Annotated in this window: 12 protein-coding genes and 1 pseudogene; 2 read left to right on the top strand and 11 right to left on the bottom strand. The window is 62.4% G+C overall.

Going from position 1 to position 11,885, the window contains the following annotated elements; all coding sequences use genetic code 11:
• The 6 genes and pseudogenes from VR71_RS24490 to VR71_RS01675 all read right to left on the bottom strand — a co-directional run.
• A pseudogene (locus VR71_RS24490) lies at nt 1–109 on the bottom strand (gluconate 5-dehydrogenase); the annotation flags it as partial.
• On the bottom strand, nt 102–1,409 hold the full coding sequence (gene hisD / locus VR71_RS01695; RefSeq protein ID WP_045680624.1) for a histidinol dehydrogenase: 1,308 nt from the start codon (nt 1,407–1,409) through the stop codon (nt 102–104). The pseudogene VR71_RS24490 and the gene hisD, both read right to left, overlap by 8 nt.
• A 9-nt stretch (nt 1,410–1,418) precedes the next feature.
• The gene (locus VR71_RS01690; RefSeq protein ID WP_045680621.1) at nt 1,419–2,744 is read right to left on the bottom strand and encodes a TRAP transporter large permease; all 1,326 of its coding nucleotides are present in this window, start codon (nt 2,742–2,744) and stop codon (nt 1,419–1,421) included.
• A gap of 12 nt (nt 2,745–2,756) precedes the next feature.
• Nucleotides 2,757–3,263: a TRAP transporter small permease gene (locus tag VR71_RS01685; RefSeq protein ID WP_008279638.1), complete on the bottom strand. Its 507-nt coding sequence runs from the start codon at nt 3,261–3,263 to the stop codon at nt 2,757–2,759.
• A 106-nt stretch (nt 3,264–3,369) separates the two neighbouring features.
• Nucleotides 3,370–4,518, bottom strand: a complete 1,149-nt coding sequence (locus tag VR71_RS01680) for a TRAP transporter substrate-binding protein (protein WP_045680614.1) — start codon at nt 4,516–4,518, stop codon at nt 3,370–3,372.
• A gap of 25 nt (nt 4,519–4,543) precedes the next feature.
• Nucleotides 4,544–4,723 (bottom strand): hypothetical protein, encoded by a 180-nt coding sequence (locus tag VR71_RS01675; protein WP_009817080.1) that lies wholly within the window; start codon nt 4,721–4,723, stop codon nt 4,544–4,546.
• Between the two features lie 136 nt (nt 4,724–4,859).
• On the opposite strand from VR71_RS01675, the gene VR71_RS01670 reads away from it, so the two are divergent.
• A complete protein-coding gene (locus VR71_RS01670) occupies nt 4,860–5,897 on the top strand; it encodes a LacI family DNA-binding transcriptional regulator (protein ID WP_045680611.1) in 1,038 nt (345 codons plus the stop codon).
• Between the two features lie 58 nt (nt 5,898–5,955).
• Here VR71_RS01670 and phbB read toward each other — a convergent pair whose 3' ends face one another.
• The 3 genes from phbB to VR71_RS01655 all read right to left on the bottom strand — a co-directional run bounded on the left by phbB (nt 5,956) and on the right by VR71_RS01655 (nt 9,001).
• Entirely contained in the window at nt 5,956–6,678 is a 723-nt protein-coding gene (gene phbB / locus VR71_RS01665; RefSeq protein WP_045680610.1) for an acetoacetyl-CoA reductase, read from the bottom strand.
• A gap of 169 nt (nt 6,679–6,847) precedes the next feature.
• Entirely contained in the window at nt 6,848–8,023 is a 1,176-nt protein-coding gene (locus VR71_RS01660; RefSeq protein WP_009817077.1) for an acetyl-CoA C-acetyltransferase, read from the bottom strand.
• A gap of 141 nt (nt 8,024–8,164) precedes the next feature.
• Nucleotides 8,165–9,001 (bottom strand): EAL domain-containing protein, encoded by an 837-nt coding sequence (locus VR71_RS01655; protein ID WP_009817076.1) that lies wholly within the window; start codon nt 8,999–9,001, stop codon nt 8,165–8,167.
• Nucleotides 9,002–9,110: 109 nt separating this feature from the next.
• Between VR71_RS01655 and VR71_RS01650 the strand changes: the two genes are divergently transcribed.
• Nucleotides 9,111–9,689 (top strand): DNA-3-methyladenine glycosylase I, encoded by a 579-nt coding sequence (locus VR71_RS01650; RefSeq protein ID WP_009817075.1) that lies wholly within the window; start codon nt 9,111–9,113, stop codon nt 9,687–9,689.
• A gap of 67 nt (nt 9,690–9,756) precedes the next feature.
• Here VR71_RS01650 and VR71_RS01645 read toward each other — a convergent pair whose 3' ends face one another.
• Both VR71_RS01645 and VR71_RS01640 read right to left on the bottom strand, forming a co-directional pair.
• Entirely contained in the window at nt 9,757–10,104 is a 348-nt protein-coding gene (locus VR71_RS01645) for a DUF2794 domain-containing protein (protein WP_009817074.1), read from the bottom strand.
• Nucleotides 10,105–10,158: 54 nt separating this feature from the next.
• Nucleotides 10,159–11,805, bottom strand: a complete 1,647-nt coding sequence (locus tag VR71_RS01640) for a DNA polymerase Y family protein (protein WP_045680605.1) — start codon at nt 11,803–11,805, stop codon at nt 10,159–10,161.
• Nucleotides 11,806–11,885: the final 80 nt, after the last annotated feature.

Raw genomic sequence — 11,885 nt, 5'->3', positions numbered from 1 at the left:
GCGCGCCGCGCATCGCCAGAACCGTCGCCGCGCGCCGCCCAAGACCGGCACTTGCCCCCGTCACCAACGCGACGCGCCCCGCGACATCAAAGAGCCCGCGTTCAGCCATTGGCGGTCAGATCAAATGTTTCGTCGGGGAAATATTTGCGCAGGCGAATGTCGGCGGTGCGGGCGTGCCCCTCCATCCCTTCCAGCCGTGAGATGCGCGCCGTGGCCTCGGCCACGGGTTTGGCCCCCTCGCGGGTGGCGCGCTGCCATGTGACGATCTTCATGTATTTGTGCACGCTGAGGCCGCCGGTGTAATTGGCCGCCCCTGAGGTGGGCAGCACATGGTTGGTGCCCGATGCCTTGTCGCCAAAGGCGACCGTGGTTTCCTCACCGAGAAAGAGCGAGCCGTAACAGGTGAGCCGGTCCAGCCACCAGTTGAGATCCTCGGCCTGAACCGTCAGATGCTCGGGCGCGTAATCGTCGGAGGTGGCCGCCATTTCCTCGCGGTCTGCGCAAAGGATTACCTCGGCATAATCACGCCATGCGGCGGCGGCGTTGTCGCGGTTGACCTCTGGCAGATCGGCGATGAGATCAGGGACAAGGCGCATCACCTCCTCGGCCAGCGGGCGATTGTCCGTCACCAGCCAGACGGGCGAGTTATAGCCATGCTCGGCCTGTCCCACGAGGTCGGTCGCCACCACCATCGGATCAGCGGTCGCATCCGCCAGAACGAGGCTGTCGGTCGGGCCTGCGATCATGTCGATGCCGACGCGACCAAAGAGGATGCGCTTGGCCTCGGCCACGAACTGATTGCCGGGACCGACAAGGATGTTCGCCGGTGGCAGACCAAAGAGGCCGAATGTCATCGCCGCAACACCCTGCACGCCGCCCATCGCCATGATCACATCCGCGCCGCAGACATGCGCCGCATAGATGATTGCCGGGGCCACACCCACGCCGGGGCGGGGTGGCGAACAGGCGACGATATGCTTGCAACCCGCCACCTTGGCGGTGGTCACGGTCATGATGGCGCTGGCGATATGGCTATAGCGCCCGCCCGGCACATAGCAGCCTGCCGCCCGCACCGGGATGCTCTTTTGCCCCGCAATCAGCCCCGGCACCACTTCGATCTCGATGTCACGCAAGGTTTCGCGCTGAGCTTGCGCAAAGCGGCGCACATTGGCATGGGCAAACTCGATATCCCGCTTGAGCTTGTCCGGCACGAGCGCTGTCGCAGCGGCAATCTCTTCCGGTGTCAGGATGATATTGCCTTCGTAGCGGTCAAACTTGGCGGCATAGTCCATCGCGACCTTGTCACCGCCCGCTTCGATATCGGCCAGAATCCCTTGCACGGTCTCATGCACGTCACTGGCGTGCGAGGTTGAGGTCAGGGTTGCTTTCTTCAGGTATTCACGGGTCATGGTAGGGTCCTATTTGTAGACATCGGGAAGCATCGTGGTCGAAATCGCCGGGATATAGGCAATCAGCAGCACCACGATCAGCATGAAGAACACGAAGGGCACCGCCCGCCACGCGATTCGCAGGATGGATTCGCCGGTGATGCCCGACACGACAAAGAGGTTGAGGCCAAGCGGCGGCGTGATGAAACCCACACCCAAGGCGGTGATCATCATGATGCAGAACTGGATTTCATTCATGCCGATATTGTCGGCCAGCGGCTTCAGAATGGGGGCGAGGATGACGATATTGGGTGTCGTCTCCATCACGCAGCCCGCCGCGATCAGGATCAGGATCATCAAAAGGATGAGCGTAGCCGGATCATCGGTCAGCCCCGTCACCGCCGTTACAAACCCCTGCGGCACTCCCATGATGGCCAATGCCTGCGCCAAGGGCAGGGAAAAGGCGATGATGGGCAGGATCACCCCATTGACCTTGGCCGAACTGATCAACATGGCCGGAAAATCCGCCAGCTTGAGCGTGCCAAGGATAAAGCCAAGGATCACCGTCACAATGACCGCAGTCGCGCCCGCTTCGGTCGGCGTCAGCCGCCCCGAAAAGATGCCGTAAAAGATGATCCCCGGCACGATAAAGGCATACCAGCCCGACGCCAACGCACGGCCCAGATTGGCGAAATATTCACCAAACCCGACATTGCCGCCGCCCTCATAGCCATAGATACGATTGACCACGATATTGGTGATCAGGATCGACACAAGGATCAGCATCCCCGGAATAAGCGCCGCCATAAAGAGCGTCGAGGCCGAGATGCCCAAGACCAGACCGATGATGATATAGGCAATCGACGGTGGGATAAGGATGCCGGTACAGGCCCCCGCTGCCACCAGCGCACAGGCATAGGGGCGCGGATAGCCCGATTCCACCAGCCGGTCGATGGTCATCCGCCCCACCGCCGCAGCGCCCGCCGCATCCGATCCCGAGATGGCCGAGAACATGCCGCAGACAAGCACCGTGGCAGAGCCGAAACCGCCCTTGGCAAACTGTGTCAGCGCCTCCGCCACGTTCAGAAACTTGCGGCTGAGCCCGGTTCGCACCAGCACATCGCCCGTCAGGATAAAGAGCGGCACCGCTGTCAGCGCAAAGGCGTCGATCCCGTCAAACAGGCTCTCCCCCACAAGGCTGAGCGGAAGCGCGCCCGACCACATCAGCATGACAATCGCCGCCGATCCAATCGCCGCCCAGACCGGCACAGCCAGCGCCACCAGCACCACGAAAAGGATCACCGGCCCGTAAAAATCCCAGCCCAGATCGACGGTTTGCGAGAATGTATTCCACATGACGCGCGCCCCTCAATCAAACAGCTGATTGCCTTCGTGAACGGGTGTTCCGTCACGAAGGGCGCGCACGTCGCGCAAGAAGGATTGCACGAGCCGCAAAAGCATCAGGCCAAAGCCCACCGGCACCGCCAAGAGAAACCACACCATCGACACCCGCAACCCGGCACTGACCGAGCCGAACTTGGCCGAAACCAGCACCGTCTCCCACGACCAGTAAAGCGCGACAACTGCCACCGCTGCCATCACCAGATCGCCCAAGATATACAGCGCCGCCTTTAGGCGTGGCCCCACGTAATGCATGATCACGTCGATGCGGATATGCGCGCGTTCGCGCACCGCCGCCGCCGCCCCGATCCATGCCAGATAGATGAACGCATAGCGCACGATCTCTTCGCCCCAGACCGAGGAATAGGCGAACACCTCGCGCCGGATAACTTCGATCGCCATGGTGACGACCAGCATCATGTAAAAGATCAGAAGCGCCCATCGCTCCAGATTGCGGTCCAGTGTGCTGAGCATGTCAAACCTCTCCGGTTCAGGGCGCGCGCTGCGGTCCTGTCCCTCTCGTTAGCGTCCTTGCAAATACCAGGCGCGGCAGTCATTCGCGCGCCCGGCGTTTTCAGCATCAGGCGTCGTGGACGTAGTATTTGCCCGGCGTGCCTGCCGCCTCGACCAGCTTGTCAAAGGTCTCCATCGACCCGGCCAGTTCGGTCTTGAAACTGTCCCATTCAGAGCGCTGATAGCCCACGGTTTCCTGCCATTCCGCCAGTTGATCGGCGCTCAGAGAATGGAATTCCACGCCGGACTTGGCCATTTCGGCCATGGCATAGGTGCGCGACGACGGCACCTTGGCAAGGTTTTGATGGAAGCTCATTTCGGAGGCCCATTCAATCGCCTCCTGCACATCGCTGGACAGGGTGTTGTACCATTCGAGGTTGCAGGCATAGGTCTGGCTATCCGGCACCGCCTGGGTAAAGGTGACGTGGCTCAGGATATCCTTGAAGCCAAAGGCATAGAGCGCGCCCACCGCCGGGTCGAGCGCATCGGCCACACCCTGTTTGATCGCCGACGGTGTTTCCCCCCAGGCGACTGGCGTCGGATTGGCGCCGCCCATCTTGTAGAACTGTTGCAGCATCTGCGAACCGGGCACCCGGAACTTGACCCCTTGCAGGTCGGCCGGGGTCATGATCGGCCCACCACCGCCCTTGCGCACCGCCATCACACGCGGGTCGATGCAGAAATAGAACATCGGCTTGAAGCCGCGCGCCTCGACCAGCGCATTCACCTCTTTCTTCCAGATGTCAGAGGTCACGAGATTGACGAAACGCTGATTGGCCCCGCAGAAATAGGGCATGTTGATCAGGTCCACCGCCGGGGCGAAGGGGGCAAAGTTCGAGAGCGAGAATTGCCCGGCATTGATCGTACCGCCCTGCACCTTTTGCGCCAGTGCCGATCCAACGCCCAACTGCCCACCGGGGGCCAGCTTGACATAGATCTTGCCGTTCGAGGCGTTTTGCAGGTTCTCTTTCACATCAAGCTGCATCATCGGATAGCTGCGTGTGGTGCCCACCACATATTCCGTGGCCAGCGTCATCACATGCTCTGCCGCCGCCTCGCGCTCGCGCTCTTCATTGGCGGTTTGCGCAGAGGCCTCGGACGACCAGAGCGTGCCCGCCGCCGCCGCAACAACCGCTGCGGTAAAGCTGCCGGTGGTGGCCAGTTTCAGAAAATTGCGCCGCTCTTCGGACGCAAGCTCTTTTGCTTCTTCAGTCATTCTTGTCTCCTCCCTGAGATCTGATTTATTTTCCGCGTTTGCGCGCCGCCTCGCTCCTCAACGTGGCGACGACAAAGGTCACGACCGCTGCCAGCAGCAAAAGCATTTCACCCACACCTGTCAGAAATGCCGCGTTCCCAAAGGCTCCCATCGCGACATTCAGGCCAAAGGCTCCGAACAGGATCAGTGCTGCGAACAGAAACATGATGCCCTCCTCTTCGTCGGGTCTTTCGACGATTCGAGATAAATGTAAGCGCTTACATATTTTCACGCAAGCTGTTATATTTCCCGAATGTCGTTACAGGCATGTAGATCGAAACACTCTTGCTCCGGGTCCCAGGATGAACCGACGTGTCCCTGACAACGCCTTGAACCTGCCTACGCTGGCCGATGTCGCCCGCGCGGCGGGGGTGTCTACCGCCACTGTTTCGCGTTGCCTCAACTCTCCGTCACAGGTGCAAGAGACCACCCGCGAGCGGGTTCTGGCGGCGGTGATGGCCTTGGGCTATTCGCCAAATTTTGGCGCGCGGGCTTTGGCGGCGCGGCGCACCGGCACCATTGGTGCGATCATTCCGACGATGGAAAACGCGATCTTTGCCCGCGCCATTCAGGCCTTTCAAGAGGAATTGCATCTCAGTGGTGTGACCCTCCTGGTGGCCTCGTCATCCTACAGCCCGCAAAACGAGGCCGACCAGATACGCACCCTTGTGGCACGCGGCGCGGATGCGCTCTTGCTGATCGGGCATGACCGCGATCCCGGAATTTACGCCTTTCTCGAACAGCGCGGCGTGCCGGTGTTGGTGTCCTGGGCGTTTGATCCGGCGCAGGCGCGCCCAGCGATCGGGTTCGACAATCGCCGGGCAATGGCGGCATTGGCCAAAGAGGTGCTGCGCCTCGGGCATCAGCGCGTCGGCATGATTTCGGCCTTGGCCGAGGGCAATGACCGTGCCCGCGACCGGATTTCGGGGGTACGCGACGCGCTCCGCGACCACGGGCTTGATCCCACGGCGCTGCACCTCATCGAGACCCCCTACAGCATCGCCAACGGGGCTGAGGCAATGGCAAAGTTGATGGCCCTGCCCGCGCGCCCTACCGCCGTGATCTGCGGCAATGACGTGCTGGCGGTGGGGGCGTTGCAGATGGCGCGCAAACTGGGGCTGCGGGTGCCGGCCGACGTGTCGATCACCGGCTTTGACGATATCGAACTGGCAACCGTGGTCGATCCGGCCCTGACCACCGTGCATGTCCCGCACCGCGAAATGGGGCGCGAGGCGGCGCGCCTCTTGGTGGCGATGGTGGGCGGAGCGGGGTCGCCGCCGCCGGTCTGTCTTGAGACAGAGTTCTGCCCACGCGGCACTCTGGCGGCCCCATCAGCGTGAAAAGGCCCGCCGCCGGAACACCGGGGCGGGCCTCTGAGGTGTGTCTACGCCGCCTTAGTCAGACAAAGAACTGCGCGCCATTGGCCGAAATGGTCGAGCCGTTGATGAAGCTGGCATTGTCAGAGACGAGGAAGCTCACGCAGCGTGCGATTTCCTCGGGCTCGCCCAAACGACCCGCCGGGATCATGCCGATGATCTTTTCGCGCACCGCTTCGGGCACGGCCATGACCATTTCCGTGGCGATATAGCCGGGGCAGATGGCGTTGGCGGTGATGCCTTTCGCTGCGCCCTCTTGGGCCAGTGACTTGATGATGCCCAGATCACCGGCCTTGGTCGCGGCATAGTTGACCTGACCGAACTGGCCCTTTTGCCCGTTGATCGAGGAGATCACCACGATCCGGCCAAAGCCGCGCTCGCGCATGCCCGGCCATACGGGATGCACGGTGTTGAAGACGCCGGTGAGGTTGGTGTCGATGACCTCTTTCCACTGCTGCGGCGTCATTTTGTGGAACGGCGCATCGCGGGTGATGCCGGCATTGGCGACCACGATGTCAATCGGGCCCAACTCCGCCTCGACACGGGCGATGCCCTCTTTGGAGCTGTCATAGTCCGCCACGTTCCATTTGTAGGACTTGATGCCGGTTTGCTCGGTGAATTTGGCGGCGGCCTCATCATTGCCGGCATAGGTGGCGGCGACGGTATAGCCATCAGCCTTGAGCGCCTTGGAAATGGCGGCGCCGATTCCACGAGAGCCCCCGGTGACGAGTGCGGTTCTTGCCATGATATCCTCCAATATGGCTGGTGTGTTGAAACTTGGTTATCGGTTTGCGCCGCAATGCGCAATATTGTTGCGCGATAAAATTTCTGCGATGCGGCCAAGGGGATCGGATCAAGAAAAAGGGCACCGCCTGAAGTGCCCTTGATCCTGTATCACGCAGCGTCGGAGCAGCTCACGGACGCTCCACGCACAGGGCAACGCCCATGCCACCACCGATGCAGAGTGTGGCGAGCCCACGCTTGGCGCCACGGCGCTTCATCTCGAAGAGCAAGGTGTTAAGCACGCGGCAGCCCGAGGCCCCAATCGGGTGGCCAATGGCAATCGCACCACCGTTGACGTTGACGATGGCCGGATCCCAGCCCATTTCCTTGTTGACCGCGCAGGCCTGCGCGGCAAAAGCCTCATTCGCCTCGACCAGATCGAGATCGGCGACGGTCCAACCGGCCTTGTCCAACGCCTTGCGGCTGGCATGGATCGGGCCGACACCCATGATCGACGGATCGAGGCCAGCAGTGGCATAAGAGGCGATGCGCGCCAGCGGCTCGATGCCACGACGCTCGGCCTCATCGGCGCTCATCAAAAGGGTGGCTGCGGCACCATCGTTGAGACCAGAGGCGTTGGCCGCCGTGACCGAGCCATCCTTGGTAAAGGCGGGGCGCAGTTTCTGCATCACTTCCATGGTCGCGCCGTGGCGGATGTATTCATCCTTGTCGACGATGATGTCACCCTTGCGGTTCTTGACGGTGAAGGCGATCACCTCGTCGTCGAACTTGCCCGCCTTTTGCGCCGCTTCGGCCTTGTTCTGGCTGGCGACGGCGAATTCATCCTGCATGTCGCGGGTGATCTGCCATTGATCGGCCACGTTTTCGGCGGTCTGGCCCATGTGATAGCCGTTGAACGCATCCCAGAGCCCGTCACGGATCATCGTGTCGATATAGGTCATATCGCCCATCTTGTGACCGGCGCGCAGATAAGCGGCATGCGGGCTGAGCGTCATGTTTTCCTGACCCCCGGCACAGATGATCGCGGCATCGCCCAATTGGATGTGCTGTGCGCCCAGTGCCACGGCCCGCAGGCCCGAGCCACAGACCTGATTGATGCTCCATGCCGCGGATTCGAGCGGCAGACCGGCGTTGACATGCGCTTGACGCGCCGGGTTCTGGCCCTGTGCGGCGGTCAGCACCTGACCGAGGATCGTTTCCGACACTTCGCCCTTTTCAATGCCTGCACGGGCGACAACCGCCTCGAGCACAGCCGCGCCCAGATCATGCGCCGGCGTGTTGGCGAATGCTCCGCCAAATGAACCGACAGCGGTGCGTGCTGCGGATGCGATTACTACGTTGGTCATCTGTGTCCTCCACCAGGATTTGCCCGTGCGCGAGTGTGGCGTAGGGATGTCACATTCATGTGGCTATTCCTGCGCCGCCTCCGCCGTTACGTGGCGTCATATCGTAGGTGCCGCGCTGCGGCAACGGACGGAGTGTCACATTCAAGCGATGGCGCGGTCAAGGGTGGTATCGAGCCAAGGCGGACGCACTGTGGGCGCACCAAAGTAATAGCCCTGAAGACAGTCGATCCCGAGCGCCGCGAGATAGGCCGCATCCTCGGGTTTCTCGACGCTTTCGGCCACTGTCACCATGTCGAATTGCTGGCCGATGCTCGCCAGTGCGGCGGTGAGAACCTGATTGTCGGGGTCGGTGGCGATGCCACGGACAAACTGCCCATCAATCTTGAGGATGTCGAAATAGAACTCCTTGAGGAAGCGGAACGAGGTATAGCCTGCGCCGAAGTCATCCAAGGCAAAGCTGATTCCCCGTGCTTGCAGATCCTTCATGAAGCCGGTCACCAATTCCGGCACCAGCATGGCCGAGCTTTCGGTGATTTCCAGAATCAACCGCTCGCCAATGGTGGGATCATCGCCCAACCCCTTTTTCAAGGTGCGCATCCAGCGCGCATAGCCGATGGAGCGAGCCGACATGTTGATCGCCAGCCGCAGGTCGGGATAGTTGATCAGCGTGCGCAGCCCCTTTTCCAGCGCCAGACAGTCGATGATCCGCCCGGTTTCCGTCACCTCGATCTGGGTGATGAAATCCTTGGCGGGAATGACACGGCCTGTGGCATCGAGAACCCGAATCAACGCCTCGTAGAACGCGGGCTTGTCCTGTTGTCGGGCGGGCACCACCGCCTGATAGGCCAAGAGCACCTGTTTATGGCGCACCGCCTGATTGACCATATCGACGACGGAGCGGTCCCGCGCCGAGACGGCATAGGAGAGCGGGGTGTCAAAGCCCGCCGGAATATCGGCCCATTTGTGTTTTTGTCCCATCTGCCCCTCCGGAACGCCTGTTCTCAAACTGGGCCGGATGGCTTAAGGATCACTTAAAGCGCGCATTTGAACGATCCGGTGTCTCTGTGCCGGGCAAGAGGGGAAAACCATGGACCGTTGTGGCTGGGTCAGTGCCGATCCGCTCTATGAAAGCTACCATGACACCGAATGGGGCGTGCCTGAGTATGACAGTCGCGCGCTCTGGGAAAAGCTCATTCTCGATGGGTTTCAGGCGGGGCTGAGCTGGATCACCATCCTGCGCAAACGCGAAAGTTTTCGCGCGGCATTCCAAGGGTTTGACCCGCATGTGATCGCCGGTTGGGGCGAGACCGAGGTGGTGCGCCTGTTGGCCGATCCGGGCATTATCCGCCACCGGGGCAAGATCGAGGCGACCATCGGCAATGCCAGGGCGTGGCAGGCGATCGAGGTCGAGCAGGGCTTTGCCGCCTACCTCTGGGATTACGTCGGCGGGCACCCCATCCAGAACCAGTGGCGATCCCTCTCGGACGTGCCGGCGCAGACCGATATTTCCGTAAAACTTTCCAAGGATTTGAAGAAACGCGGTTTCAAATTCTGCGGCCCCACCATCACCTATGCCTTTATGCAAGCGGTGGGCATGGTCAACGATCACGTCGTAACCTGCGCCTGTCACGAGCCGGTCGCCCGGATGGCGCGCTCCAAGGCTTAGGTCTTGCAGCGTTTGGCTCGGCGCAATTTCGCACCCAGAACGTCTATCAATCTGTTCTGAAGTTGCTCTAGTCCACCGACCGGATCAGCTTGCGCTCCAGCACGCGGAGCACGGTGCGCAGATCCTGGCCCCGCTTGAGCACCTGACCATCCATGCCGATGACCGCATATTGCCCCTGTTTGCCCTGCAGTTTTGGCCGCTTTTCGATCCGGTAGAGCGGATGCTCGGCGGTGCGTCGAAAGACCGAGAACACCGCCACCTCGCGCAGGCAGGAAATGCCGTAATCGCGCCATTCCCCCGCCGCGACCATGCGCCCATAGAGCGACAGGATCACGCCCAGTTCATTGCGTTGGAACGCCACCTGCGACGGTGCGGGATGCGCGCCCGCGAGCGGGCCAAGGCTTTGCAAACTCATAGTCTCAGAGTTGCGCCAATCCCGCCCCAAATCAAGCGCTTTCCTGACAGCGCCTCAGCCGAAGCGCCCCTGACAGAACCATCCGCCCGAGATTTGCCCACCATGGGCGCGAAACAGCCAGAGCCGTTCGCCGCGCGTCGTCACCACCTGCCAGTAATCGCGGACACCGCTGCGCCAATCCGGATCGTCGAGCCACCATTCCGGCGCGATGCGCTCGGGACCTATGACGCCTGCCACCTCATGCAGCCGTCCCCGCCAACGAAAGGGCAGCGTGGACCAACCCTCTTCGGGTCGGGTGACCGGCTCTGGTCGCCAGAGCAACAGGGGGCGTGGTCTCTCTGGGGCAGGCCAGGGCGTGCGCGCGGGCACAGACCATGCCGCCGCAAGGGTCAGCGCGGATTTCTCGGGAATATGGCTCTCGGCGGGATGACGGCGGGTGATTGACTCCAGCCCGATCCGTGACCCCAGCCGGGTGATCAGATCCGCCAGCGCCGCCTCTTGTTCCGCTGCACCCCGCCCGCGGCCGATGCCGCTCTCTCCCTGCCGGGTCTCCATCCGGGCCGTGACGATCGCCTCGAGCCGTAGCATGTCGATGCCAAACCCGGCGTCGATCCCGTCAAGCTGCATCTCCAGCAGTGGCAGCATCGCCTCGGGCCGATCGACACATCGCGCCAACCGCACCTCGACCGATTGCAGGCTACCGTCGGCGCGAAACGCCTCGATGCGCAGATGCCGCGCGCCAAGGGCCTTGGCCTGCAAAAGCACGCACAACCGCTCGGTCAGCCGGGAAAATGCGGCCTCAAGATCGCTGCGCAATCCAATGGGTTCCGGCAGGCTCAGCCGGGTGGCAAAGCGCGGGGCGGGGGCAGAGGGCGACATCGGTTCCGGCACATGGCCAAAGGCCTGATCCAGCCGCACCATCAGCTCTGGCCCAAAACGGCGGGCAAGGGTCGAACGCGGCTGATCCGCCAAGTCGCCGATCCGCCGCAGCCCGAGCCGCGCCAGATCCTCTGTCATCTTGGGCGGCAACCGTAGGGCCGCCACCGGCAAGGGGGCCAGCCTCTCGGGCAGATGCCCCGGCGTGGCAATCTCATCCGCCTGCGCCGTGACCGCCACCGCAGGTGCCGCGCCGCCCCGTTCCCAATGCCGCCGCTTGGCAGCGCGCGACCGGGTGGCGCGGGCCTCTTGGTCGATCGCATCGCCGGAGCGCATCGGGGCCACACCCTGCCCGGCAAAGCGTGCCAGCGCCCAAGCGCCACCGACCGTATCCGCCAACCCGCAGCGCACACTCAGCCCGAGATCCCCCGCGGCCTCGCGCAGCGTGGCGATCAACCCTTCTTCGCCGCCAAAGAGATGCGTGCAGCCGGTGACATCAAGCAACAGCCCCGCCGCGCCATCAATCCCCACCAGCGGTGAAAACCGTTCGGCCCAGCGAGCCAACGCGTCTAAGAATCCCACCTCTGCGGCGCGGTTCTGAGGGCGGGTGATCAGATCGGGACACAGCGCCTGCGCTCTGCGCAGTGGCTGCCCCGGCCTCAGCCCCAGCGCCTCGGCCCGGAGTGAGACAGAGGTCAGCACCTGATCCTGCGCCTCGGCACTGACCACCGCAAAGAGCCGCGCGTCCCGATCGGTCGCCCGCCGCAGCAGGCGTTCCGCCCCGAGCCGGGGAAACCAGATCGACAGGATGCGACGTGTGGACATGGTAAGTTTGTTCTCTATTTGTTCCAATTCAAATAGAGCGAGGGCTGCCCGGAGTCGAGTCAGCCTTGGTGTTTGTGCGC

Origin of the sequence: Roseovarius sp. BRH_c41 (genome assembly GCF_000961715.1) — a bacterium.
Taxonomy (GTDB): Bacteria; Pseudomonadota; Alphaproteobacteria; order Rhodobacterales; family Rhodobacteraceae; genus Roseovarius.
Note: the sequence above shows the minus strand (reverse complement) of the source record. Positions and strands in the feature narration are given on the sequence as shown.

Coding starts and splice junctions, on each gene's coding strand:
- hisD (WP_045680624.1), bottom strand. CDS start 1,409: ATGACCCGTGAATACCTGAAGAAAGCAACCCTGACCTCAACCTCGCAC.
- VR71_RS01690 (WP_045680621.1), bottom strand. CDS start 2,744: ATGTGGAATACATTCTCGCAAACCGTCGATCTGGGCTGGGATTTTTAC.
- VR71_RS01685 (WP_008279638.1), bottom strand. CDS start 3,263: ATGCTCAGCACACTGGACCGCAATCTGGAGCGATGGGCGCTTCTGATC.
- VR71_RS01680 (WP_045680614.1), bottom strand. CDS start 4,518: ATGACTGAAGAAGCAAAAGAGCTTGCGTCCGAAGAGCGGCGCAATTTT.
- VR71_RS01675 (WP_009817080.1), bottom strand. CDS start 4,723: ATGTTTCTGTTCGCAGCACTGATCCTGTTCGGAGCCTTTGGCCTGAAT.
- VR71_RS01670 (WP_045680611.1), top strand. CDS start 4,860: ATGAACCGACGTGTCCCTGACAACGCCTTGAACCTGCCTACGCTGGCC.
- phbB (WP_045680610.1), bottom strand. CDS start 6,678: ATGGCAAGAACCGCACTCGTCACCGGGGGCTCTCGTGGAATCGGCGCC.
- VR71_RS01660 (WP_009817077.1), bottom strand. CDS start 8,023: ATGACCAACGTAGTAATCGCATCCGCAGCACGCACCGCTGTCGGTTCA.
- VR71_RS01655 (WP_009817076.1), bottom strand. CDS start 9,001: ATGGGACAAAAACACAAATGGGCCGATATTCCGGCGGGCTTTGACACC.
- VR71_RS01650 (WP_009817075.1), top strand. CDS start 9,111: ATGGACCGTTGTGGCTGGGTCAGTGCCGATCCGCTCTATGAAAGCTAC.
- VR71_RS01645 (WP_009817074.1), bottom strand. CDS start 10,104: ATGAGTTTGCAAAGCCTTGGCCCGCTCGCGGGCGCGCATCCCGCACCG.
- VR71_RS01640 (WP_045680605.1), bottom strand. CDS start 11,805: ATGTCCACACGTCGCATCCTGTCGATCTGGTTTCCCCGGCTCGGGGCG.